This is a genomic window from Methylovorus menthalis, assembly GCF_020523625.1.
Taxonomy (GTDB): Bacteria; Pseudomonadota; Gammaproteobacteria; order Burkholderiales; family Methylophilaceae; genus Methylovorus; species Methylovorus menthalis.
In genome coordinates, this window is record NZ_JAJAQH010000005.1 from 199,954 (window position 1) to 223,326 (window position 23,373).

Consider the following 23,373-nt stretch of genomic DNA (forward strand, 5'->3'; position numbering starts at 1 on the left):
AGAACAAGAATTTCGCCTGTGGCACGCCAATTGCAATGTAGAATGCAACGAAAATCAGTTATTTCTGATGTTGGCAGGTAAAAAAATAACAGGGGTCATAAGGATAGCTTAATGAACAAACAATCTGGATTTACCTTGATTGAGCTGGCAATTGTGCTGGTAATCATCGGTTTGCTGCTTGGCGGCGTGCTGAAGGGGCAAGAGTTGATTAACAGTGCCAAGGTAAAGAACTTTGCGAGTGATTTCAGAAATATTCCAATTTACATATATGGGTATCAGGATAAATACAAGGCTTTGCCAGGGGACGATGCAAAAGCTGTAGCGCGGGTGGGCGCTGAGAAGGGCGGGAATGGTGATGGTGCATTGAGTGGTAGTTGGACTGACTCTGGTGCAGGGTCCACTTCTGAGGCATATAACTTTTGGCAGCATGTACGATTAGCAGGTCTGTCTACGGGGTCTACCGATCCAACGGTGAGCGACTGGCGTCCGACGAATGCAGATGGGAATCCAATTGGGATACAGGCTGGCACTACCGATGCAACTAAAACTGCGATTCAAGATAAAAATAGCAAAGCTATTACAGGATCTTATGTGATTTGTTCCACAGGGATTCTAGGAAAATATGTTTTGCAACTGGATAGCACCATGGACAATGGTGAAACTGACTCTGGGTCTATGCTTGCAACGCCTACCGTAAGCTATGCGTTGGGAGCTAAGTCCACTGCCACTGCAGATATAGACCAAGCAAAATCTTACATAGTGTGCTTTGGTGTTTAGGTATTTTTAGCCGTGTAATATGTTGTAAAAAAGCCCGCATTTGCGGGCTTTTTTGTTTTTGTATTACGTCCGCAACACGAATTGATTTAAAATAGCCGGATTCTAAATCCCAAGACCGCTATGGCCGACAACATCGTCGAAATCGACAATCTATCCTTTGGTTACAAAGGGCGACTGCTGCACAAGGGCATCAATATGTCCTTCCCGCGTGGCAAAGTCATCGCCATCATGGGTGGTAGTGGTAGCGGCAAAACAACCCTGTTGCGCCTGATCGGCGGCCAGCTGGTGCCAACCCAGGGAGAGGTCCGCGTTGAAGGGCAGGTTGTGCATAAGCAGGATCGCCACGGCCTGTTTCAACTGCGTCGCAAGATGGGCATGCTGTTCCAGTTCGGCGCTCTGTTTACCGATTTGTCGGTTTACGAAAATGTGGCTTTCCCGATTCGGGAGCATGCAGATTTACCTGAATCCATCATCCGTGATCTGGTGATGATGAAGCTGAATGCGGTGGGTTTGCGCGGCGCGCGCAATTTGATGCCAACCGAACTGTCTGGTGGTATGGCGCGCCGGGTTGCGCTGGCACGTGCCATTGCCCTTGATCCTTCCATCATCATGTACGACGAGCCGTTCACGGGCCTTGATCCGATTTCAATGAGTGTCACCTGCAACCTCATTCGCAGCTTGAATGATGCGCTGGGAGCGACGTCCATTCTGGTTACCCATGACGTGAAAGAAGCGTTTTCCATTGCGGATTACGTCTATATCGTGGCCAATGGCGTGGTTGAGGCGGAAGGTGCGCCTGACGAGTTGCGGCAGTCGACGCTGCCGTTCGTACATCAATTTGTGCATGGTGAAGTTGATGGGCCAGTGCCCTTCCACTATTCCGCGCCTGATTACAGGCGCGATATGCTGAGAGGGCAGGATGCTTAAACGTTTGGCTGAAGTGTTGCGTGGCATGGGCCACCGCATTATTGATCGTATCTGGCGTCTGGGTTCCGGCGCACGATTCTTTCTGTACACCCTGATTTACTCCGGTGAGAGTTTCAGGCGTATCCACCTGACCATCCGGGAAATCTACTTTACCGGGGTCATGTCGCTGCTGATCATCCTAGTGTCGGCGTTTTTTGTCGGCATGGTGCTGGCTTTGCAGGGCTACAATACCTTGCAAAAATATGGCTCATCCGAGGCGATCGGTGTGCTGGTGGCGCTTTCGCTGGTGCGCGAGTTGGGGCCTGTGGTGACGGCGCTGCTGTTCGCTGGGCGCGCAGGTACTGCCATTACCGCTGAAATTGGTTTGATGAAAACCACTGAGCAGCTGTCGGCAATGGAAATGATGGCTGTCAGCCCGATTGCGCGCGTGGTTGCTCCCCGGTTCTGGGCGGGCGTGGTGTCCATGCCGTTGCTGGCGGCATTGTTCTCGATGGTTGGGGTATTGGGCGGCTACATAGTCGCGGTGCCTGTGATCGGGGTTGATAATGGGGCCTTCTGGTCGCAGATGCAGGCGAATGTCGATTTTCAGGCAGATATTGTGAATGGTGTCATCAAGAGTGTGGTGTTTGGCGTTGCTTGCACCATGATCGCATTGTTTGAAGGGTTTGATGCCCCGCCGACTGCTGAGGGCGTGAGCCGCGCGACAACACGGACAGTGGTGAATTCGTCTCTTGCTGTGCTGGGCTTGGACTTCATCCTGACCTCTTTCATGATTGTGACTTGATCCGCTGATCGCGGTTGAGTAAGCCCTTTTGTCAGGGCGCGAAATAAAATGCGTGATAACGCAAAGACTGGAGATTGAATGGAACGCACAACAATGGATTTATGGGTCGGCATTTTTGCCGTCGCTGGGGCTGCCGCCTTGTTTGGGCTGGCGCTTAAAGTGGGTAACCTCACCTCCAGTAGTGTGGGTGAAACGTACACGGTAACCGCTGCATTTGAAAATATCGGCGGCTTGAAGCCACGTGCTCCCGTGAAAAGTGCTGGTGTGGTGGTTGGGCGCGTAGACAATATTCAGTTCGACAGTAAAACCTTTGAAGCAAATGTGACTCTGAAGGTGGATAAGCGTTATCCATTCCCCAAGGATACGTTTGCCAATATTTATACGGCTGGCCTGCTAGGTGAGCAATACGTAGGCCTGGAAGCCGGTGGTGATGAGCAGTCATTGAAGGATGGCGACAAGATTTCCCATACCCAGGATGCGGTAGTCCTGGAAAAAATGATCAGTCAGTTCTTGTATAACAAAGCCTCCGAAAGTGGCGATAGCAAAAAGGCGGAATAAACATGAAGTCTGTAATCAAATTCGTAGCAAGTGCGGCCTTGATGGGCGTAATGCAGTTGGCCCTGGCTGATGTGGCACCTGATGTGCTGGTTAAATCGACAGCCGACGAAGTGTTGACCATCGTCAAGAAAGACAAGGACATCCAGGCTGGCGATCAGAAAAAGATTTTTGCACTGGCAGAAGAAAAGATTTTGCCAAATTTTGATTTTGATCGTGTGTCACGCATGGTGCTGGGTAAAAACTGGAGTCGTGCGAGCAAAGAGCAACAGGATGCATTCCAGAAGGAATTCCGCAGCCTGATGCTGCGTACCTACGCAACCGCGCTGGGTAAATATCGTAACCAGACCATCAACTATAAACCTTTGCGCGCTGAGCCTTCAGACAAGGAAGTCACCGTTAAGACTGAAATCGTGCAGCCAGGTGGCCAGCCGATCGCCGTTGATTACAGCCTGGAAAAAACCGGTGAAGCCTGGAAGGTTTACGATATCGTGATTGAGGGCGTGAGCCTGGTGACGAACTACCGTGGTCAGTTCAGCAATGAAATTCGCCAATCCGGCATGGATGGTCTCATTCAAAAGCTGGCTGACAAGAACGCTGGTTCTGCCAAATAACGGCAAACAGAATGACGCAAATTATTTCTGAAGGACAGCGCTGGCAGGTGCAGGGCGATATGACAATGCCGCAGGTCAACAACCTGCTGGCACAAAGTCAGGCCTTGCCCATGTCGGATCGTCTTGAAGTTGATCTTTCTGCAGTGTCTGATGTGGATACCGCGACTATCAGCGTTCTGTTTGAATGGTTGCGCCGTGCGCAGGATCAGAAGTGTGAATTGAAGTTCATCCATTTTCCCAAGAATCTGACCAGTCTGGCGACGCTATATGGCGTTCTGGAACTGATTCCACACGCCGCCGCCGCTTAGGCATTCGGGCTTTGCCCGTTTCATGACCATGACTCCCGCGATCAAGATTGAGCAGGTAACCAAGGATTTCGGTGCCTTAAAGGCATTGAAAGGTATCGACCTGTCAATTGAGCAGGGCGAGTTTTTTGCCTTGCTTGGCCCGAATGGGGCAGGCAAATCCACCCTGATCAATCTTCTGGCAGGTCTGCTGCGCCCAAGCAGCGGAAAATTGTCAGTGATGGGGTATGACGTGGTATCCCAGTATGCGCAAGCCAGACAGCTGCTGGGCGTCGTGCCCCAGGAGCTGGTGTTCGATCCATTTTTCAATGTACGTGAAATGTTGCGCTTTCAGGCAGGCTATTTCGGCCGTGGACCGGAAAACGATGCCTGGGTGGATGAAGTAATCGAGTCATTGGGTCTCACCGATAAAGCCCATGTGAACATGCGTCGCCTGTCAGGTGGTATGAAGCGCCGTGCGCTGATTGCACAGGCGCTTGCCCACAAGCCGCCCGTGATTGTGCTGGATGAGCCAACAGCTGGGGTGGATGTGGAGTTGCGCCAGACTATGTGGGCGTTTATTCAGCGGCTCAATCGCGAAGGCCACACCATCATTCTCACCACGCATTATCTGGAAGAGGCCGAGGTGCTCTGTTCGCGGGTTGCCATGATGAAATCGGGGCAGATTGTGGCCTTGGATACCACGGCCAATCTGCTCAAGCATATTCCTGGCAAGCAGCTGCGGGTGACGATGGCACCTGGCAGTGTATTGCCTGTTGTCATTGCCGCGCTGGTGCGCCATCGTGACGGCGATATCTATACCTTCGGCTTGACTGATGTGACTCAGGTGGCAGATGTGCTCGCTGAACTTCGGCAGGCGCAACTCGTATTTACCGACATGCAATTACTGGAAGCCGATCTCGAAGACGTGTTTGTCGATATGGTGGGACGGGCATGAGCAGCCTTATCTCAGCGCGGATGCGTGGCCCTTGGACTCTCTTTAAAAAAGAGCTGCTACGCTTCTGGCGCGTCAGTTTCCAGACCGTTGCGGCACCCGTCATGACGGCTCTGCTGTATTTGCTGATTTTTTCGCATGTATTGGACAAGCACGTGCAGGTCTATGATGGCGTGGGTTATACCGCCTTCCTGATTCCGGGCCTGATCATGATGTCGGTGTTGCAAAATGCCTTCGCCAATAGTTCATCCAGCCTTATCCAGTCCAAGGTGATGGGCAGTATTATTTTTGTGATGTTGACTCCGCTGTCTTATCTGGAGTTTTTCCTGGCATTTCTGGCGGCGTCCATCATCCGTGGCTTGGTGGTCGGGCTATGTATTTATCTGGTGGCGATCATTTTCATTGATCTTCCCATCGCGCACCCCGGTTTCATCCTGGCATTTGCCTTCCTGGGGAGTGCATTGCTGGGGGCATTTGGCATTATTGCTGGCATATGGGCGGACAAGTTTGACCAGATGGCGGCATTCCAGAATTTTATTATCATGCCTTTGTCATTCCTTTCAGGGGTGTTTTACTCGATCCATTCGCTGCCGCCGGTATGGCAGACGGTTTCGCATTTCAACCCGTTCTTTTACATGATAGATGGCTTCCGCTATGGCTTCTTTGGGCAAGGCGATATTTCCCCCGCCCTTAGTTTGCTGGTGGTGGGGATCAGTTTCTTGCTGCTGTCATGGCTTGCGCTCAGAATGTTGAAATCCGGATATAAGCTCAGGGGCTAAAATGTTAAGCGCAGATGATGTAAAAACCTATATAACGCAGGGGTTGGCGTGTGATTACGTGCAGGTGCTGGGCAATGATGGCCAGCACTTTGAAGCGGTGATCGTAAGCGCTGCCTTTACAGGTAAAAATATGGTGCAACAGCACCAGCTGGTCTATCAGGCTTTGGGCGATCGCATGCGCCAGGAAATTCATGCCTTATCGATGCGCACTTTTACGCCCGAAACCTGGGCGCAACGTGCTTCGACTTAAGCTTTTAAGGAGTTTGAAATGGATAGTACTCAAGAATTGATCAAGAATCAGGTCACTGCCAACCCAGTGGTGCTTTATATGAAGGGCTCACCCAAGTTTCCGCAATGCGGTTTCTCGGGTCTTGCCGTGCAGATTTTGCAGGCGAGCGGTGTAAAGGATTTTGTGGCGGTGGATGTGCTGGCCGATCCTGCCATTCGCGATGGCATCAAAGTCTATGCTAACTGGCCTACTATCCCCCAGCTGTATATCAAGGGCGAGTTCGTTGGTGGGGCTGATATCATGCGCGACCTGTTTCAACAGGGTGAACTGCAAAAAATGCTGGAATCCGCTACCGCCTGAACTGTTCAGGCAGCTGTAACACAATAAAAGTTAGGGATGGATTTTGGATAAGCTGGTTATTGAAGGCGGGATTCCGCTACAAGGGGAAATTACTATTTCCGGGGCCAAGAATGCGGCGTTGCCGATTCTCTGTGCCTCGCTGCTGGCGGAGACCCCTCTTAAACTGAGCGCCGTGGCCAAACTCAAGGATGTGGGTACCACCATCACCTTGCTGGAGCACATGGGTGTTCAGACCAGCCGATCCGAAGATCGTGTTGTACTAGATGCTTCGCATATCCATACCCAGGAAGCTCCCTATGAAATGGTGAAAACCATGCGGGCTTCCATCCTTGTGCTAGGGCCTTTATTGGCGAGGTTTGGTCATGCCCGGGTGTCGTTGCCGGGTGGTTGTGCCATTGGTTCGCGTCCTGTGGATTTGCATATCAAGGGATTGCAGGCCATGGGCGCCGAGATTCATATCGAGCATGGATACATCGAAGCGCATGCCATCAAGCTCAAAGGAGCGCGCTACTTCATGGATATGGTGACGGTGACCGGCACCGAAAATCTCATGATGGCGGCATGCCTGGCAGATGGAACAACCGTGCTTGAGAATGCTGCCAAAGAGCCCGAAGTGGTCGATCTTGCCGAGTGCCTGATCAAAATGGGCGCACGTATTGAAGGTGCCGGTACTGACATCATTACCATCCACGGTGTAGAGCGCCTGCATGGCTGCGATCATCAGGTGGTATGCGATCGTATTGAGGCCGGGACTTATATGGTGGCTGCCGCCATGACGGGCGGTTGTGTCAAGCTGAACAATGCGCGGGCGGAGCTGCTGGATGCCGTGATCGAGAAGCTGCGCGATGCGGGTGTAACAGTGGAAAGTGATGCAACTAGCATCACCGTGAAAAGTAACGGAAAATTGAAGGCTGTGAATATTCGTACGGCGCCGCATCCGGCTTTTCCTACGGACATGCAAGCGCAAATGATGGCGTTGAATACTATCGCGGACGGCGTAGCAAAAGTCACCGAGACCATCTTTGAAAATCGTTTCATGCATGTGCAGGAAATGCAGCGCTTGGGTGCCCAGATAGAAGTGGAAGGCAATACGGCGATTGTGCGCGGCGTGCCCAAGCTGGAGGGTGCTACCGTGATGGCGACCGATTTGCGCGCTTCGGCCAGTCTGGTGCTGGCGGCGCTGGTTGCCAGCGGCGAGACGATAATTGAGCGTATTTATCACCTTGATCGTGGCTATGAAAATCTCGAAGAGAAGCTCACGGCGCTGGGTGCCAAGGTCAAGCGCACTTCTTAAAGCGCATGGCCATTGAATGACAGTATTAACAGAGAATTGAATTCATGATCACCATTGCCCTATCCAAAGGCCGCATTTTTGAAGAGACCACCCCTCTGCTGGCGGCTGCGGGCATTCATGCCCTGGAAGCACCAGAGGCTTCGCGCAAGCTAATTCTGCCAACCAATCGTCCTGACGTACGCTTGCTGATTGTGCGGGCGACCGATGTCCCTACATACGTGCAATATGGCGCGGCTGATTTGGGTATTGCTGGCAAGGATGTGCTGACCGAACATGGTGGCGAAGGGCTATATCAGCCGCTGGATCTGCAGATTGCGCGTTGCAAGATGATGGTCGCCGTACGCGAGGATTTCGATTACTTCGGTTCCATTCGTCGAGGTGCCCGCCTCAAGGTGGTGACCAAGTATGTGAAGACAGCGCGTGAGCATTTTGCCAACAAGGGCATGCATGTCGACCTGATCAAACTGTATGGCTCGATGGAGCTGGGGCCATTGGTAGGCCTGGCCGATGCAATTGTCGATCTGGTGAGCACGGGCGGCACCTTGCGCGCCAATCAGCTCAAGGCGGTGGAAGAGATTGCGGACATCAGTTCTCGCCTGGTGGTGAATCAGGCCTCGCTCAAGCTCAAGCGTGGGGAGCTGCAACCAATCATGGATTCATTTGCCCAAGCAGTGGCAGAAAATGGAAAGAAATAAGGCTACACAATGAATATTCGACGCTTTTCTACTCGCGATGCGACCTTTGATGCTGATCTCAAAGCCTTGCTGGCATTTGAGACTGCTCAGGATGACCAGATCGATCTGGTGGTTGCCGATATCTTGCGCAATGTAAAACAGCGCGGCGATGCTGCTGTGCTGGAGTATACAAAGCGTTTTGATCATCTGGATGTGGCGGGACTGTCATCGCTGGAAATTTCGCAGGTAGAGCTGCATGCCGCACTTGAAGCATTGCCGGCTGCACAGCGCGAGGCACTGCAACAAGCGGCCGAGCGTGTGCGCCTGTACCATGAGAAGCAATTGATGTCGTCCTGGAGCTATACCGAGGATGATGGCACCTTGCTGGGTCAGCAGGTTACCCCGCTCGATCGCGTGGGCTTGTATGTGCCTGGTGGCAAGGCCGCTTACCCGTCATCGGTGCTGATGAATGCTATTCCAGCCAAGGTGGCAGGTGTAGAGGAGCTGATCATGGTGGTGCCGACGCCTAATGGCGAGCGTAACCAGCTGGTATTGGCTGCTGCTGCAGTATGTGGCGTGGATCGCGTATTCTGTATCGGTGGCGCTCAGGCTGTGGGCGCCTTGGCGTATGGTACCGAGACCGTGCCGCAGGTAGACAAGATTGTTGGGCCTGGCAACGCCTATGTAGCCGCTGCCAAGCGCCGCGTATTTGGCGTGGTCGGTATTGATATGGTGGCTGGTCCCTCTGAAATTCTGGTTATTTGCGATGGTAAAACCAACCCGGACTGGGTAGCCATGGATTTGTTTTCGCAAGCTGAGCACGATGAGCTTGCCCAGGCCATTTTGTTATCCCCCGATGCAGAGTTTCTCGACAAGGTGGCTGCGAGTGCGGCGCGACTGGTTGAAGAAATGCCGCGCAAGGACATTATCAAGACATCGCTCGAAGGCCGTGGTGCGCTGATTCAGGTGCAGGATCTGGAAGAAGCTGCACGCATCAGTAATTACATTGCTCCAGAGCACTTGGAGCTTTCGCTGGATGATCCCTTGGCCTTCAGCAAGAAGATCAAGCATGCCGGTGCCATCTTCATGGGGCGTGATACTTGCGAAGCGCTTGGAGATTACTGCGCAGGCCCTAACCACGTGTTGCCTACCTCGCGTACGGCCAGATTCTCTTCGCCGCTGGGCGTATATGATTTCCAGAAGCGTTCCAGCCTGATTATGGTGTCAGCAGACGGCGCGCAAAAGCTGGGGAAAGTTGCGGCTACCCTGGCTTATGGCGAAGGTCTGCAAGCACACGCTCGTTCTGCGGAGTACCGGCTTAAAAAATGAGCAAATTCTGGAGCCAGGTAGTACACGGCCTCACCCCCTATACGCCGGGTGAGCAGCCTAAAATTGCCAACCTCATCAAGCTGAATACCAATGAAAATCCGTATGGCCCCAGCCCTAAAGTGCTGGAGGCTTTGCGCGGCGAAGCAGCAGATAGTCTGCGTCTTTATCCGGATCCCAATTCAGACCGCCTCAAGCAGGCCATCGCCGAATTTCACGGCCTGACGCCCGCGCAGGTGTTTGTGGGTAATGGGTCGGATGAAGTGTTGGCGCATGTGTTTCTTGCCTTGCTCAAGCATGAGGCGCCTTTGCTTTTTCCGGATATTACCTACAGCTTTTATCCGGTGTATTGCGGGCTCTACGATATTGATTATCAGACCGTGCCGCTTACACAGACTTTTGAAATCAATGTGGATGACTATCGCGTTGCGAATGGCGGGATTATTTTCCCTAATCCCAATGCGCCTACTGGCCGTGTGCTGGCGCTGAGCGAAATTCGCCGCTTGCTGGATGCCAATACTGACTCCGTGGTTGTTATTGACGAGGCCTATATCGATTTTGGTGGTGAGTCTGCCGTTGCGCTGGTTAAGGAATATCCTCAACTGCTGGTGACGCATACCTTATCAAAATCGCGTTCACTAGCCGGTTTGCGCGTAGGGTATGCTGTTGGTCACCCCGAGTTGATTGATGCATTGCATCGGGTGAAAGACAGCTTCAACTCTTATCCCATCGATAGGTTTGCCAGTGCGGGCGCTGTTGCTGCCATGGAAGATGTTGCTCACTTTGAAGCGACCCGGCAGCGCGTGATAGATTCTCGGACAAAGCTGGTAGACAGGATGCAGGCCCTTGGCTTTGAAATCCTGCCCTCAGGCGCCAATTTCATTTTTGCCCGCCATCCTGAACGGGAAGCTTTGGCCTTGGCTACGGCATTGCGTGAGCGCAGTATTATCGTGCGTCACTTCAAAAAGCCAACCCGTATTGATCAGTTCATGCGTATTACCGTAGGGACTGATGATGAATGTGAAGCCCTGGTTGCTGCCTTAAAGGACATTCTCTCCGCCGCCTGAACTTAAAAGCGATTATGATGCTGCCTAGTGATGCATTTAAGGTGCATCATGGCAAAATATTGCTAAAATTCAACCGATTTACCCTATTCACAAGAAAAAATGTATCATTACGGAGTGAGTAAATCATAACCCTGTAACTTAAGCGGAGGAAGTATCGTGGCACAACCATCAGTACAAATGGCATTGGATTCATTGGATTTCGATGCAACCGTAGCACTGGCTACCAAAGTAGCCCCCCATGTAGATATTCTTGAAATCGGTACCCCTTGTATCAAGTACAACGGTATCAAGCTGCTGCAAACATTGCGCGCTAAATTCCCGAACAACAAGATTCTGGTCGATCTGAAGACCATGGATGCTGGCTACTACGAAGCTGAGCCTTTCTACAAGGCTGGCGCTGACATTTGCACCGTACTGGGTACTGCCGATATCGGTACTATCAAGGGTGTGATTGATGTTGCCAACAAGTATGGCAAAGAAGCTCAAGTTGACTTGATCAACGTAGCTGACAAAGCTGCACGTACTAAAGAAGTTGCCAAGCTGGGCGCACACATCATTGGTGTGCACACTGGTCTGGATCAGCAAGCTGCTGGCCAAACGCCTTTCGCTGACCTGGGTCTGGTATCCGGTCTGAACCTGGGTGTTAAGGTTTCTGTTGCTGGTGGTATCAAGCCAGCTACCGTGAAGCAAGTTGTTGATGCTGGTGCAAGCATTGTTGTTGCTGGCGCTGCTATCTACGGTGCTGCTGACCCTGCTGCTGCTGCTGCTGAAATCAGCGGCCTGGCAAAAGGTTCGACTGCCAGCGGCGGCGTGTTCGGCTGGTTGAAGAAGCTGTTCAGCTAAGACGAAATTTACGTCTGGAACTCAAACCGCCGCAGTCGCTGCAAAGGTCTGCGGCGGTTTTTAGTTTTTTGAAACTCAAGAAAGTAATGATCTTCCCATGCGTATTGCCGAAGTAAGTCGTAATACCCTCGAAACGCAAATCTCAGTGTCAATCAATCTGGATGGAACCGGCGTGTCCAAGCTGGCCAGCGGGTTGGGCTTTTTTGATCACATGCTAGATCAGATTGCCCGTCATGGCATGATGGACATCACTGTCTCTGCCAATGGCGATCTGCATATTGATGCGCATCATACCGTCGAGGATATTGGCATAACCCTGGGGCAAGCTTTTGCCAAGGCGATAGGCGATAAAAAAGGCATACGTCGTTACGGGCATTCATATGTGCCGTTGGACGAAGCGTTGTCGCGTGTGGTGCTTGATATATCCGGCCGTCCTGGCATGGAGTTCGGCGTGGAGTTTACACGCGCCCGCATAGGTGACTTTGATGTCGACCTCATACATGAATTTTTCCAGGGCTTTGTTAATCACGCCCTGGTAACCCTGCATATCGATAACCTGCGTGGTGACAATGCGCACCATCAGGCAGAAACGATTTTCAAAGCTTTTGGCCGCGCGTTGCGTATGGCCGTAGAAGCGGATGACCGGATGACCGGCATCATGCCTTCGACTAAAGGCACTTTATAAGTTTTGGGTAGTCCCAATATTTCTGGTTTTGTTGAACACACACTATGATCGATATTGCTGTTGTAGATTATGGCATGGGCAATTTGCGGTCCGTATCCAAGGCGCTGGAACATGTGGCTCCCGGTAAGCGGGTGATCGTGAGCAGTGATCCTGCGGATATTGCGGCAGCTGAACGCGTGGTGTTTCCGGGGCAAGGGGCAATGCCTGATTGTGTTCGGGAGCTAGACGCCAGAGGTTTGCGTCAGGCAGTTATATCTGCAGCTGCTGACAAGCCTTTTTTAGGTATTTGCATTGGCCTGCAGCTCTTGTTTGATCACAGTGAAGAAGGCAATGCCGCTGGACTGAGCATCTTGCCGGGCAACGTCAAGCGGTTTGCTGATGCCGACATGGTGGATGCGCATGGTGCCCGCCTTAAAGTGCCACATATGGGCTGGAATGAGGTATACCAAAGCCGCCCTCATCCAATGTGGAATGATATTGCCGATGGCGAGCGTTTCTATTACGTCCATAGTTATTATGTCGTGCCCGAAGACGCTGGAGTTGAGGTGGGATATAGTGAGTACCCCAAACGCTTTACCAGCTGTATTGCGCGCGATAATATTTTCGCCGTGCAGTTTCACCCAGAAAAAAGCCAGCACGCCGGTCTGAAGTTGTTATCCAATTTTATTGCGTGGGACGGACGTCCTTAATTTCTTTCTATTAAAAAAATATGCTGATCATTCCTGCCATCGACCTGAAAGACGGTCACTGTGTACGACTCAAACAAGGTCTTATGGAAGACGCCACTGTGTTTTCCGAGGATCCAGGCGCCATGGCGCGTCACTGGGTAGATAAAGGCGGCAAACGTTTGCATCTGGTTGATCTTAACGGCGCATTTGCTGGAAAACCTGTCAATGAAGGTGCCATCAAGGCGATTGTCGATGCCGTAGGCGGCGAAATTCCTATCCAGCTGGGTGGTGGTATCCGTGATCTTGAAACCATTGAGCGCTATCTCGACGACGGTATTGATTACGTGATCATTGGTACGGCTGCTGTCAAAAATCCTGGTTTTTTACATGAGGCATGCTATGCCTTCCCCGGTCAGATCATGGTTGGGCTCGATGCCAAGGATGGCAAGGTCGCCGTGGATGGCTGGTCGAAGCTGACGGGGCATGACGTGATTGACTTGGCGCAGAAGTTTGAAGGCTATGGCGTGGAAGCCGTGGTTTATACCGATATCGGCCGTGATGGCATGCTGAGCGGCGTGAACATTGAAGCAACGGTGGCATTGGCCCGGGCGCTGACTATTCCGGTCATTGCCAGCGGCGGCATTACCAATCTTGATGATGTGCACAAGTTATGTGCAGTCGAAAGCGAAGGCATCATGGGGGCGATCACTGGGCGTGCCATATACGAAGGCACCTTGGATTTTGCTGCGGCCCAAGCACTGGCGGACGAGCTTAACGGATGAGTCTGGCCAAGCGCATTATTCCCTGCCTGGACGTGACCGACGGACGTGTGGTCAAGGGCGTGAATTTCCTGGAGCTGCGCGATGCAGGTGATCCAGTCGAGATTGCAAAGCGCTATGACGATCAGGGCGCGGATGAGCTTACTTTCCTGGATATCACGGCCAGTTCTGATAACCGTGGCTTAATCCTCAATATTATTGAGCAAGTGGCTTCCCAAGTGTTTATTCCGTTGACGGTTGGCGGCGGCGTGCGCGAAGTGGAAGATGTTCGTCGTTTGTTGAATGCCGGAGCCGATAAAGTCAGCATCAACACTTCTGCAGTCACCAACCCCCAGCTGGTGGCAGATGCGGCTGGCCGCTTTGGTTCGCAATGCATTGTTGTGGCCATTGATGCCAAGCAGGTGGGTGATCACTGGGAAGTGTTTACCCACGGCGGCAGAAAGGCCACAGGTCTTGATGCTGTTGAGTGGGCAAAGAAAATGGTTGAGCTGGGCGCAGGCGAGCTGCTGGTGACCAGTATGGATCGCGACGGTACCAAAATCGGTTTTAACCTGCCATTAAATCGTGCCATCAGCGATGCGGTCAGTGTGCCTATCATTGCTTCCGGCGGTGTAGGCAATCTTTTGCATCTCGTCGAAGGTGTGCAAGAAGGCGGGGCAGATGCTGTACTAGCAGCCAGTATTTTTCACTATGGTGAATTTACCGTTCGGCAAGCAAAAGAATACATGCGGGATCATGGCATAGAGGTGCGGTTATGAGCGTTGCATGGTTGGATAAAGTGCAATGGACTGCCGATGGCTTAGTGCCGGTCATCGCGCAGGAAGTTGGCAGTAACAAGGTATTGATGTTTGCCTGGATGAATCGCGAGGCTTTGCGATTGACGGCCGAAACCGGTCAAGCTGTTTACTGGTCGCGTTCACGCAACCGCCTGTGGCATAAAGGCGAAGAGTCTGGTCACGTGCAAAAAGTGCACGAGGTTCGCCTCGATTGTGATGAAGATGTTGTGCTTGTCAGTGTCGAGCAGGTTGGCGGCATTGCCTGCCATACTGGGCGGCATAATTGTTTTTTCCAGAAACTGGCAGATGACGAATGGGTAATTGACCAGCCTGTTATTAAAAATCCTGGAGATATTTACCACCGTGAGTGACGTTCTTAACCGGCTGGCCGAGTTGCTGGAGCAGCGTAAACAAGCCGATCCTGCAGCCTCCTATGTGGCCAAACTCTATGCCAAGGGCATGGATAGCATCCTGAAAAAAGTAGGCGAAGAGGCAGCAGAGACCATCATTGCTGGCAAGGGTGGTAACAAGGACGAAATCATCTATGAAACAGCGGATCTCTGGTTTCATACCATGATCATGCTGGCCCATGCCGGGCTACAGCCTCAGGATGTGCTCAACGAGCTTGCCCGCCGCGAGGGCCTTTCCGGCCTCGTGGAAAAAGCCCAACGCAAGGAGTAGCATGCAATGAGTGCCGATTGTATTTTTTGCAAAATTGTCGCTGGCAGTATTCCATCCACACAGATTTACGCGGACGAAGATGTGATCGTATTCAAGGATATCAATCCTTTGGCGCCGGTTCATTTTCTTATTGTTCCTCGCCAGCACATCGAATCTCTTGCTAGTTGCGACTCATCGCATCAAGCCTTGTTGGGAAAGATGCTGCTGCTGGCTCCCAAGCTGGCTGAAGAGCAGGGTCTCGCTGGCTTTCGTACCATGATCAATACCGGTCGCGAAGGTGGCCAAGAGGTATTCCATATACATGTTCACGTTTTTGGTGGCGGTGCTACCCTGCCCAAAACCTAGAGCTAAATATTCAGGAGAGTTGAAATGGGTTCATTCAGTATTTGGCATTGGTTGATTGTACTGGTTATCGTGGTGTTGATTTTTGGTACCAAAAAGCTGCGTAATATGGGCAGTGATGTAGGTGGGGCGGTCAAGAATTTCAAGGAGGCCATGAACGAGGGTGCGCAAAAGCCTGGCAGTCTTGACGACCGTGGAAACAGCAATACGGTTGAAGGCGAAGTCACCCAAAAAACTAAGCAATAAAACGGACAGATACGTGTTCGATATCGCCTTTTCCGAACTTCTACTTATTGGTGTAGTAGCCCTGATTGTGATCGGGCCGGAAAAGTTGCCCAAGGTTGCAAGGACCTTGGGTTTGCTGGCGGGACGTTTGCAACGCTATGTTGCCAATGTGAAATCGGATATTGATCGCGAACTGCAATTCCAGGATTTGCAGAAATTGCAGCAGGAAATCAAGCAGGGCACGGATCGTCTGCAAGCGGATATGCATCAAATGCAATCTCAGGCGCAGGAGCAGCTTAAAGATGTCGAGCGAAGTATCATTCCTCCCGACACATCATCATCTACCGTCACTCCCCCGGAAAACTCAGACGCTAGCAAGCCACAGTGAGTACGACGGATACCTTTATTTCGCATCTGATTGAGTTGCGCAATCGCTTGTTGCGCATTGTGGTCGGACTTATTCTGGTTTTTATCGGCTTATTCCCGTTTGCCAATAAAATTTACACGCTATTAGCCCAACCCTTGCTTAGTCACTTGCCTGCTGGTGGGCAAATGATCGCGACTGCCGTCACCACACCTTTTTTTGTACCCATGAAGGTGGCGATGTTAGCCGCCTTTGTTATTTCCCTGCCACATACCCTGTATCAAGTCTGGTCATTTATTGCACCAGGTCTTTATACCCACGAGCGCAGGTTCATGGCGCCTCTGGTTTTTGCGAGTACGCTCTTGTTTTTTGCCGGAATGTGTTTTGCCTATTTTCTTGTTTTCCCCGTGGTATTTGGCTTTATTGCAGGTACGGCTCCTGAGGGTGTCGCGGTGATGACTGATATCGGCAACTACCTTGATTTTGTTATCACCCTGTTCATGGCCTTTGGTATCGCTTTTGAGGTGCCTGTTGCTGTGGTGTTGGTCGTCTATTTTGGCTTGGTCAGAATCGAGACACTTAAAGATATACGGTCGTATGTTATTGTCGGAGCATTTGTCATCGGGGCCATTTTTACCCCTCCTGATGTGATTTCTCAGATCATGTTGGCAGTTCCTCTGTGGTTGCTTTATGAAGCAGGCATTCTCGTCGCAGGTTTTCTGCGAGTTCGTACGACCCAAGCGGATTAGCTTTTCCTGTTAGCGTTGTAAAAATACATACAACCATTATTTATTTATGGTTATTTAACCATATTTTAAAAAAGGTCTTTAAAAAGATTTTTGTCCGGCGTAAGATCAACTTGCCTATAACAATGACAGGGTAAAGGAGATTGAAATGCTTAAGGTACTGTTTGGATCCTGGGTTGGAATCGCATCAATACTGACAATAGTGTTGACGATCGTAGTGATCAGCTATTGGGTGGGATATTGCGTGGTGCATGCAAACCGCGCAAAGTAGAGCGCGAAATTTCCCGGGCATGTGCCCGGGCTTACTCGGTGGGGACGACTGTTGGGCGAGGACGTTTGCCGATAAGAACGGGCACTGAAAACTCCTTCTGATCCCGTGAAATTTTCAAGATGGCTTTCTTGTTTGGTTTCAGGCTCGAGATGAGGTTCAGCATGGTTGAACTGTCTTGAACCTGGCGGCCATCAATTTCCAACAGTATGTCTCCAGGCTTTAAACCGGCGCGTTCCGCCGGGCTATCACGCAATATGCCGGCAATGAGCGATCCGCGTACTTCCTTCAGCCTGAAAGACTCTGCCAGCTCCGGTGTAATGTCTTGAGCCTCGATCCCTATCCATCCGCGGGTAACGCTACCCTGGCGTATAATTTGTTCCATTACCTGCTTGGCAAGGCTGACTGGAATGGCAAAGCCAATCCCCATCGAGCCGCCACTGCGAGAATAGATGGCGCTGTTCACACCGACAAGATTACCGTCAGTATCAATCAATGCGCCACCTGAGTTCCCGGGGTTAATAGGTGCGTCTGTCTGAATGAAGTTTTCGAAGGTATTGATCCCCAGGTGGCTACGACCTACGGCACTTATAATGCCCTGCGTCACTGTTTGACCAACCCCAAATGGGTTACCTATAGCCAGAACCACATCACCCACATTAATCTGATCGGCTTTTGCAAATGTGATGGCGGGTAGATTGCTCACATCGACTTTCAACACTGCCAGGTCGGTCTCTGGATCGGTTCCCACGACGCGCGCTGATACCGTTCTGCCGTCAGCAAGTGCCACCTCGATTTCGTCTGCAGATTCAATCACATGGTGGTTCGTCAGAATCAGCCCTTGAGTGCTGACGATAACACCTGATCCAAGACTGTTTTCACGTTGAGGTTGCTCATCCTGCTGATCACCAAAAAAGTGACGGAAAAGCGGGTCATCCATGAAGGGTTGCGAAGGATTTGCTTCCGCCTTTTTGCTGGTGAATATATTAACAACGGACGGCATGGCCTTTTTTGCCGCAGAGCTGTAAGAGCCGGGGGGTATGGCTGAGGCTGGAGTCGCTGGGGCTTCGGTAACGACCAAAGGCTTGGATTTGGGGGCGATTAAATCTGGGTAGAATTGCTGCGCGACAAAAATGACAGCGAGACTGATGGTGACAGTCTGTGCAAAAATGAGCCAAAGTTTGCGCATGATCTAAATGATTTTTTCCGAAAATGGATACAGAAAAATGAAATTGAATGAGTTGCTCGATTATACCGGACAAATTCTTCAGGTAGCGCGCTTCAAGGATTATTGCCCCAACGGTCTGCAGGTGGAGGGTAAGGAGGAAGTTGAGCGTGTGGTTACCGGGGTGACGGCATCCCTATCGCTACTGGAAGCGGCTCGGGAGCGTGGCGCAGACCTTGTGATGGTGCATCACGGATATTTTTGGCGGAATGAGGATGCGCGAATCGTGGGAATAAAGCAAAAGCGTATCAAGCTTTTGCTGGAGAGTGGAATGTCGTTAGCCGCATACCATCTTCCGCTGGATGCACATCCAGAACTGGGCAATAACGCACAATTAGGAAAAAAGCTTGGCTTGGTGCAGGATGGATGGGCAGGGGAGCAGGATATTATTGCTTATGGCAGAACGATTGCTAGCGTGACGGCGCAGGACTTCAGTCAGCATGTATCGGGAGTGCTTAATCGTGAAGCATTGATGCTTGGGTCGGCAGATAAAACAATAAGCAGGGTGGCTTGGTGCACGGGTGGCGCGCAAGGATATATGGAACAGGCTATCGCATTGGGAGTGGATGCATATATCAGCGGCGAAGTTTCTGAGCAGAACTTGCATCTCGCAAACGAAGCTGGTGTGGTTTACATTGCGGCAGGGCATCACGCAACTGAGCGCTATGGCGTACAGGCTTTAGGCGAACATCTCAAAAATCGATTCAATGTTCAACATGAGTACATCGAAATCAATAACCCTGTATAAGCCGCGGTTTTAGGTTTAAGTTTTTCTCTGAACGCTGTAAAATGGCGCGCTAATTAACTGCATTTAAAGCAAGTCGCATTAATTTTAAGGGAATGTGATGGCGAATCAACAAGTGGATCAGGGGAAGCGGCGCTTTTTAATCGCAGCGACTACCGCAGTAGGAGGTGTGGCGGCCGCGGCTGTTGCAGTTCCTTTTATTAGTAGTATGTTGCCAAGTGAGCGCGCAAAAGCCGCTGGCGCCCCGGTCGAGGCTGATATCAGCAAGATCGAATCGGGAGCAATGATTACAGTAGAGTGGCGAGGCAAGCCGGTATGGCTTATCAATCGTAGCCAGGAAATGATGACGGCATTGGTGCAGCACGATGACAAGCTGTCCGATCCCAAGCTGGAAGTAACGACGCAGCAGCCCGCATATTGTCAAAATGCGTCACGTTCAATCAAGTCTAACTTGATGGTCCTTGTGGGTATTTGCACGCACTTGGGCTGTTCTCCCTCCCCTAAGCTGCAGGCTGGCAATGAAATGGGTCCGGAATGGCCGGGCGGTTTCTTCTGTCCTTGCCACGGTTCGCGTTTTGATCTGGCTGGGCGTGTATTCAAGGGTTCACCTGCACCTATCAATTTGGTAGTACCTCCGCACAAATACATCAACGACAACCTGCTGTTGATTGGTGAAGACGACAAGGGGGCTGCGTAATCATGCAAAAATACTTAACTGGCTTGCTGGGATGGGTGGATGACCGTTTTCCATTAACGGCCAACTGGAAAGCTCATCTGTCGGAGTATTACGCTCCCAGGAATTTTAACTTCTGGTATTTCTTCGGTTCGTTAGCACTGTTGGTTCTGGTGCTTCAAATTGTTACCGGCATTTTTCTGACTATGAACTACAAGCCCGATGCCGAGCTCGCCTTCGCGTCCGTCGAGTACATCATGCGGGACGTATCTTGGGGCTGGTTGATTCGTTATATGCATTCAACTGGAGCCTCCATGTTCTTCGTGGTGGTTTACCTGCATATGTTCCGTGGCTTGATTTATGGCTCGTACCGGAATCCGCGTGAGCTGATCTGGCTGTTCGGTGTGGGGATTTTCCTTGCGCTCATGGGTGAAGCATTCTTCGGGTATCTGTTGCCATGGGGCCAGATGTCGTATTGGGGTGCGCAGGTTATCATCAATCTGTTCACATCCATTCCGTTTGTTGGTCCGGATATTTCGCTTTGGCTGCGCGGTGACTATATGGTGTCTGACGCAACGCTTAATCGATTCTTCGCTTTCCATGTGATTGCTCTTCCGCTGGTATTGCTGGGCTTGGTGGCCGCTCATATTATCGCTCTGCACGAAGTGGGTTCGAATAATCCAGACGGTGTTGAAATCAAGAAGCACAAAGATCCTGAAACCGGTATCCCTTTGGATGGTATTCCATTCCATCCTTATTACACGGTGAAGGATATTGTTGGGGTTTCCGTCTTCCTGATCGTGTTCTCGGCCATTATTTTCTTTGCGCCGGAAATGGGAGGTTACTTCCTTGAGGCAAATAACTTCATTCCGGCCGATCCATTGAAGACACCTTCTCATATCGCTCCTGTATGGTATTTCACGCCTTACTACTCCATTTTGCGTGCGGTGCCACCCATCATGAATTCACAGTTCCCTGGCGTAGCTGCCATGGGTCTGTCAGTGGTGATTTTTGCCTTGTTGCCTTGGTTGGATCGTAGCCCGGTGAAGTCAATACGTTATCGTGGCCCTATCTACAAGGTATGGCTGGCATTGTTCGTAGTGAGTTTCTTGATTCTGGGTTACCTCGGTACCGAGCCATCCAATGTTTGGGGTGTTTTTGAACCTTCAACATTGATTGTGGGTGGTGCGGACCGTGCAACGGTAGTGGCTAGAATTTTCACTGCGGTTTACTTTCTGTTCTTCATCTTGATGCCTTGGTACACCAGCATCGATAAGACCAAGCCAGTTCCAGAAAGGGTAACAGGATAATGAAAAAGGTATTGTTGTTGGTCGGCCTGTTATTGCCTGCCTTGGTAATGGCGAATGAAAGCGTGCGTCTTGATCATGCGCCTATTGATCCCAATAATCAGGCTTCGCTTCAGCGTGGGGCCAGGACATTTGTAAATTATTGTCTGAGTTGCCACAGTGCAGCCTATATGCGCTACAACCGGCTTAAAGACATTGGGTTGAGCGACGCTGAGATCAAGTCCAATCTGATGTTTGCCGGAGAGAAGGTGGGTGACACGATGATCGTCACCATGCCCAAGCGTGATGCCAAGTCTTGGTTTGGTGCAACGCCTCCTGATCTGTCTGTCCAGGCGCGCGCGTATGCAAATGGCCCTGATTGGTTGTATAGCTATTTGCGTGGTTTCTATCGGGACGAGACCCGCCCAACGGGCTGGAATAATACGGTCTATGACAAGGTGGCTATGCCGCACGTGCTTTGGCAACTACAGGGTGAGCAAATACTCAAAGTTCAGAAAGCAGTTGATGAGCATGGTAATGAAGTCGAGAAGCACACGCTGGTGCTGACTAAGCCTGGCGCCCTCGAGCCCGCTCAATATGATGCGATGGTCGCTGACTTGGTGAATTATCTGGTATTTATGGGTGAGCCTGCCAAAGGCTTGCGTCTGCAATTGGGTTTGATAGTGATCTTATTCCTCGGTTTGCTTTTCATCGTTGCTTACTATCTGAAAAAAGAATTCTGGAAAGATATACACTAACGTTCTATTCAAGGCGGGATTGCCTTTGCGGGCAATCCCGCTTTTTTGTTTTGTAAGGAAACAACATCATGATGACTTTGTATTCAGGAACTACTGATCCATACAGCCACCGCTGTCGTATTGTGCTCTTTGAAAAAGGCATGGATTTTCAAGTGATTGACGTCGATCTAGCCAACAAGCCGGAAGATCTCGCAGTGATCAATCCGCATAATGAAGTCCCTGTTCTTGTTGAGCGTGATTTGGTGCTGCAGCAGGCGAATATCATCAATGAGTATATTGATGAGCGTTTTCCTCATCCCCAGCTTATGCCCGCGGATCCGGTGATGCGCGCGCGCGCCAGATTATTTTTGCACAACTTTGAAGAGCAATTGTTCAGCCACATCAAGGATATTGAATCTGGTAATCAGAAGCTTGCAGATAAGGCTCGTCTGATTATTCGTGACAATTTGACGCAGATCGTGCCGTTGTTCAGTCGTCAGGAATATATTCTTGGCGACGAATTCTCCATGCTGGATGTAGCCATTGCGCCGCTGTTGTGGCGTCTCGGTCATTATGGAATTGAATTGCCTAAGCAAGCTGCTCCTTTACTTAAGTACGCAGAACGTATATTCTCTCGCCCGGCTTACATCGAAGCGATGACGCCTTCCGAAAAAGCAATGCGGAAGTAACGGTATGGCAATTGTTTCATCCACCAAGCCTTACCTGATACGTGCCGTGCACGAGTGGTGCGTCGACAACGGGTTTACGCCACATTTGTTGGTGGCGGTGGATGAAAATACCCGCGTACCCATGGCATACGTGAAGAATGGCGAAATAGTGTTAAATATCAACTATTCAGCCACCAAGGACTTGGTGATTGACAACGCGGCAATCAGTTTTTCAGCAAGATTTTCTGGTGCTTCGCAAAATATTTACGTGCCAATTGCTGCTGTTCGTGGTATCTTCGCTCGCGAAAATAGTCAGGGCATGTTTTTTGATGCTGAATCTGATCTGGATATTCCTGATCAGGTTGGGCAGTCTGCGGCGGTGGTAAAGCCTGAGGTGCTCAAAGAAGTCAAAAAGCCATCTCTGACGTTGGTTAAAAAAGATTAAATAAGTTTTACGCCGGATTAGCTCAGTTGGCAGAGCAGCGCACTTGTAATGCGAAGGTCGTCAGTTCGATTCCGACATCCGGCACCAGTTACCGCCCAGTTAGGGTTTGACAGTAAGTGAAATTGTCAGCATAATCTCGGGTTCGGTTTGGAGGGGTGGCCGAGTGGTTAAAGGCGACGGACTGTAAATCCGTTCTCTCAGAGTACGAAGGTTCGAATCCTTCCCCCTCCACCAAATTTAAAGTTGGAGCCAGCGTTGATAACTGGCGAGGCGCGCGGGTGTAGCTCAGTTGGTAGAGCACTTGCCTTCCAAGCAAGATGTCGCGAGTTCGAACCTCGTCGCCCGCTCCAGTTTAAGTAAGAATTTAGTAAAGCGCCCATGTGGCTCAGTGGTAGAGCACTCCCTTGGTAAGGGAGAGGTCGCGGGTCCGATTCCCGCCATGGGCACCACTTCATTAACTTGATAAAGTCGGTTAAAGGAAACGGTAATGGCAAAAGGTAAATTTGAGCGGACGAAGCCGCACGTCAACGTAGGCACGATTGGTCACGTTGACCATGGTAAGACGACATTGACAGCAGCGATCACGACGATC

General features: G+C 50.9%; 34 protein-coding genes and 4 tRNA genes. 37 read left to right on the forward strand and 1 reads right to left on the reverse strand.

What is annotated here, in order from left to right:
* The first annotated feature begins 111 nt into the window (after nt 1–111).
* From LG204_RS05565 to LG204_RS05690, 26 genes are all read left to right on the forward strand, one after another.
* Complete coding sequence (locus LG204_RS05565) at nt 112–777, forward strand: prepilin-type N-terminal cleavage/methylation domain-containing protein (protein WP_230336337.1); 666 nt, start codon at nt 112–114, stop codon at nt 775–777.
* A gap of 120 nt (nt 778–897) precedes the next feature.
* Nucleotides 898–1,704: an ABC transporter ATP-binding protein gene (locus tag LG204_RS05570; protein WP_230336338.1), complete on the forward strand. Its 807-nt coding sequence runs from the start codon at nt 898–900 to the stop codon at nt 1,702–1,704.
* Nucleotides 1,697–2,488 (forward strand): lipid asymmetry maintenance ABC transporter permease subunit MlaE, encoded by a 792-nt coding sequence (gene mlaE, locus LG204_RS05575; protein WP_230336339.1) that lies wholly within the window; start codon nt 1,697–1,699, stop codon nt 2,486–2,488. The genes LG204_RS05570 and mlaE overlap by 8 nt, the downstream gene beginning before the upstream one ends.
* Before the next feature lie 78 nt (nt 2,489–2,566).
* Entirely contained in the window at nt 2,567–3,046 is a 480-nt protein-coding gene (gene mlaD / locus LG204_RS05580; protein ID WP_230336340.1) for an outer membrane lipid asymmetry maintenance protein MlaD, read from the forward strand.
* 2 nt (nt 3,047–3,048) lie between these two features.
* Nucleotides 3,049–3,657 (forward strand): MlaC/ttg2D family ABC transporter substrate-binding protein, encoded by a 609-nt coding sequence (locus tag LG204_RS05585; protein WP_230336341.1) that lies wholly within the window; start codon nt 3,049–3,051, stop codon nt 3,655–3,657.
* A gap of 11 nt (nt 3,658–3,668) precedes the next feature.
* Complete coding sequence (locus tag LG204_RS05590; protein WP_230336342.1) at nt 3,669–3,965, forward strand: STAS domain-containing protein; 297 nt, start codon at nt 3,669–3,671, stop codon at nt 3,963–3,965.
* Nucleotides 3,966–3,987: 22 nt separating this feature from the next.
* A complete protein-coding gene (locus LG204_RS05595) occupies nt 3,988–4,899 on the forward strand; it encodes an ABC transporter ATP-binding protein (RefSeq protein ID WP_230336343.1) in 912 nt (303 codons plus the stop codon).
* Nucleotides 4,896–5,675 (forward strand): ABC transporter permease, encoded by a 780-nt coding sequence (locus LG204_RS05600; protein ID WP_230336344.1) that lies wholly within the window; start codon nt 4,896–4,898, stop codon nt 5,673–5,675. Before LG204_RS05595 ends, LG204_RS05600 begins: the two co-directional genes overlap by 4 nt.
* Before the next feature lies 1 nt (nt 5,676).
* On the forward strand, nt 5,677–5,925 hold the full coding sequence (locus LG204_RS05605; protein WP_013441090.1) for a BolA family protein: 249 nt from the start codon (nt 5,677–5,679) through the stop codon (nt 5,923–5,925).
* An 18-nt stretch (nt 5,926–5,943) separates the two neighbouring features.
* Nucleotides 5,944–6,264 carry a Grx4 family monothiol glutaredoxin gene (gene grxD / locus LG204_RS05610; protein ID WP_230336345.1) on the forward strand — a complete coding sequence of 107 codons (321 nt, stop codon included), beginning with the start codon at nt 5,944–5,946 and terminating at the stop codon, nt 6,262–6,264.
* 43 nt (nt 6,265–6,307) lie between these two features.
* Nucleotides 6,308–7,558 (forward strand): UDP-N-acetylglucosamine 1-carboxyvinyltransferase, encoded by a 1,251-nt coding sequence (gene murA, locus LG204_RS05615; protein WP_230336346.1) that lies wholly within the window; start codon nt 6,308–6,310, stop codon nt 7,556–7,558.
* A 44-nt stretch (nt 7,559–7,602) separates the two neighbouring features.
* The gene (hisG, locus tag LG204_RS05620) at nt 7,603–8,253 is read left to right on the forward strand and encodes an ATP phosphoribosyltransferase (RefSeq protein ID WP_013441093.1); all 651 of its coding nucleotides are present in this window, start codon (nt 7,603–7,605) and stop codon (nt 8,251–8,253) included.
* Nucleotides 8,254–8,262: 9 nt separating this feature from the next.
* Nucleotides 8,263–9,561, forward strand: a complete 1,299-nt coding sequence (gene hisD / locus LG204_RS05625; RefSeq protein ID WP_230336347.1) for a histidinol dehydrogenase — start codon at nt 8,263–8,265, stop codon at nt 9,559–9,561.
* The gene (hisC, locus tag LG204_RS05630) at nt 9,558–10,625 is read left to right on the forward strand and encodes a histidinol-phosphate transaminase (RefSeq protein ID WP_230336348.1); all 1,068 of its coding nucleotides are present in this window, start codon (nt 9,558–9,560) and stop codon (nt 10,623–10,625) included. The genes hisD and hisC overlap by 4 nt, the downstream gene beginning before the upstream one ends.
* Before the next feature lie 177 nt (nt 10,626–10,802).
* On the forward strand, nt 10,803–11,468 hold the full coding sequence (gene hxlA, locus LG204_RS05635; protein ID WP_268868015.1) for a 3-hexulose-6-phosphate synthase: 666 nt from the start codon (nt 10,803–10,805) through the stop codon (nt 11,466–11,468).
* Between the two features lie 97 nt (nt 11,469–11,565).
* On the forward strand, nt 11,566–12,153 hold the full coding sequence (hisB, locus tag LG204_RS05640) for an imidazoleglycerol-phosphate dehydratase HisB (protein ID WP_013441097.1): 588 nt from the start codon (nt 11,566–11,568) through the stop codon (nt 12,151–12,153).
* A 44-nt stretch (nt 12,154–12,197) separates the two neighbouring features.
* The gene (hisH, locus tag LG204_RS05645; RefSeq protein ID WP_230336350.1) at nt 12,198–12,842 is read left to right on the forward strand and encodes an imidazole glycerol phosphate synthase subunit HisH; all 645 of its coding nucleotides are present in this window, start codon (nt 12,198–12,200) and stop codon (nt 12,840–12,842) included.
* A gap of 20 nt (nt 12,843–12,862) precedes the next feature.
* Nucleotides 12,863–13,603, forward strand: coding sequence for a 1-(5-phosphoribosyl)-5-[(5-phosphoribosylamino)methylideneamino]imidazole-4-carboxamide isomerase (hisA, locus tag LG204_RS05650; protein ID WP_159356330.1), 741 nt, complete (start codon nt 12,863–12,865; stop codon nt 13,601–13,603).
* Nucleotides 13,600–14,358: an imidazole glycerol phosphate synthase subunit HisF gene (hisF, locus tag LG204_RS05655; protein ID WP_230336351.1), complete on the forward strand. Its 759-nt coding sequence runs from the start codon at nt 13,600–13,602 to the stop codon at nt 14,356–14,358. The genes hisA and hisF overlap by 4 nt, the downstream gene beginning before the upstream one ends.
* Nucleotides 14,355–14,747 (forward strand): phosphoribosyl-AMP cyclohydrolase, encoded by a 393-nt coding sequence (gene hisI, locus LG204_RS05660; protein WP_230336352.1) that lies wholly within the window; start codon nt 14,355–14,357, stop codon nt 14,745–14,747. Before hisF ends, hisI begins: the two co-directional genes overlap by 4 nt.
* On the forward strand, nt 14,740–15,057 hold the full coding sequence (locus LG204_RS05665; protein ID WP_230336353.1) for a phosphoribosyl-ATP diphosphatase: 318 nt from the start codon (nt 14,740–14,742) through the stop codon (nt 15,055–15,057). The genes hisI and LG204_RS05665 overlap by 8 nt, the downstream gene beginning before the upstream one ends.
* A gap of 6 nt (nt 15,058–15,063) precedes the next feature.
* The gene (locus LG204_RS05670) at nt 15,064–15,402 is read left to right on the forward strand and encodes a histidine triad nucleotide-binding protein (RefSeq protein ID WP_230336354.1); all 339 of its coding nucleotides are present in this window, start codon (nt 15,064–15,066) and stop codon (nt 15,400–15,402) included.
* Between the two features lie 24 nt (nt 15,403–15,426).
* Complete coding sequence (tatA, locus tag LG204_RS05675) at nt 15,427–15,645, forward strand: Sec-independent protein translocase subunit TatA (RefSeq protein WP_230336355.1); 219 nt, start codon at nt 15,427–15,429, stop codon at nt 15,643–15,645.
* Nucleotides 15,646–15,658: 13 nt separating this feature from the next.
* Nucleotides 15,659–16,012, forward strand: coding sequence for a Sec-independent protein translocase protein TatB (gene tatB, locus LG204_RS05680; RefSeq protein ID WP_230336356.1), 354 nt, complete (start codon nt 15,659–15,661; stop codon nt 16,010–16,012).
* On the forward strand, nt 16,009–16,737 hold the full coding sequence (tatC, locus tag LG204_RS05685) for a twin-arginine translocase subunit TatC (RefSeq protein ID WP_230336357.1): 729 nt from the start codon (nt 16,009–16,011) through the stop codon (nt 16,735–16,737). Before tatB ends, tatC begins: the two co-directional genes overlap by 4 nt.
* A 145-nt stretch (nt 16,738–16,882) precedes the next feature.
* Nucleotides 16,883–17,005, forward strand: coding sequence for a DUF3149 domain-containing protein (locus LG204_RS05690; protein WP_230336358.1), 123 nt, complete (start codon nt 16,883–16,885; stop codon nt 17,003–17,005).
* A 31-nt stretch (nt 17,006–17,036) separates the two neighbouring features.
* Here LG204_RS05690 and LG204_RS05695 read toward each other — a convergent pair whose 3' ends face one another.
* Nucleotides 17,037–18,191 (reverse strand): Do family serine endopeptidase, encoded by a 1,155-nt coding sequence (locus LG204_RS05695; RefSeq protein WP_230336359.1) that lies wholly within the window; start codon nt 18,189–18,191, stop codon nt 17,037–17,039.
* 37 nt (nt 18,192–18,228) lie between these two features.
* On the opposite strand from LG204_RS05695, the gene LG204_RS05700 reads away from it, so the two are divergent.
* The 11 genes from LG204_RS05700 to LG204_RS05750 all read left to right on the forward strand — a co-directional run.
* A complete protein-coding gene (locus tag LG204_RS05700) occupies nt 18,229–18,975 on the forward strand; it encodes a Nif3-like dinuclear metal center hexameric protein (protein WP_230336360.1) in 747 nt (248 codons plus the stop codon).
* Nucleotides 18,976–19,072: 97 nt separating this feature from the next.
* Nucleotides 19,073–19,669, forward strand: coding sequence for a ubiquinol-cytochrome c reductase iron-sulfur subunit (petA, locus tag LG204_RS05705; RefSeq protein WP_230336361.1), 597 nt, complete (start codon nt 19,073–19,075; stop codon nt 19,667–19,669).
* 2 nt (nt 19,670–19,671) lie between these two features.
* A complete protein-coding gene (locus LG204_RS05710) occupies nt 19,672–20,955 on the forward strand; it encodes a cytochrome b (protein WP_230336362.1) in 1,284 nt (427 codons plus the stop codon).
* Nucleotides 20,955–21,689 carry a cytochrome c1 gene (locus tag LG204_RS05715; protein WP_230336363.1) on the forward strand — a complete coding sequence of 245 codons (735 nt, stop codon included), beginning with the start codon at nt 20,955–20,957 and terminating at the stop codon, nt 21,687–21,689. Before LG204_RS05710 ends, LG204_RS05715 begins: the two co-directional genes overlap by 1 nt.
* 68 nt (nt 21,690–21,757) lie before the next feature.
* On the forward strand, nt 21,758–22,357 hold the full coding sequence (locus LG204_RS05720; RefSeq protein WP_013441114.1) for a glutathione S-transferase N-terminal domain-containing protein: 600 nt from the start codon (nt 21,758–21,760) through the stop codon (nt 22,355–22,357).
* A 4-nt stretch (nt 22,358–22,361) separates the two neighbouring features.
* Complete coding sequence (locus LG204_RS05725) at nt 22,362–22,781, forward strand: ClpXP protease specificity-enhancing factor (RefSeq protein WP_230336364.1); 420 nt, start codon at nt 22,362–22,364, stop codon at nt 22,779–22,781.
* 11 nt (nt 22,782–22,792) lie between these two features.
* Nucleotides 22,793–22,868: transfer RNA gene (locus LG204_RS05730), tRNA-Thr, on the forward strand.
* A gap of 62 nt (nt 22,869–22,930) precedes the next feature.
* Nucleotides 22,931–23,015 (forward strand) — tRNA-Tyr (locus tag LG204_RS05735).
* A gap of 40 nt (nt 23,016–23,055) precedes the next feature.
* A tRNA-Gly gene (locus LG204_RS05740) sits at nt 23,056–23,131 on the forward strand.
* Between the two features lie 24 nt (nt 23,132–23,155).
* A tRNA-Thr gene (locus LG204_RS05745) sits at nt 23,156–23,230 on the forward strand.
* 38 nt (nt 23,231–23,268) lie between these two features.
* Nucleotides 23,269–23,373 (forward strand): GTP-binding protein (locus tag LG204_RS05750; RefSeq protein WP_002945289.1); only part of this gene is annotated, 105 nt, incomplete at its 3' end.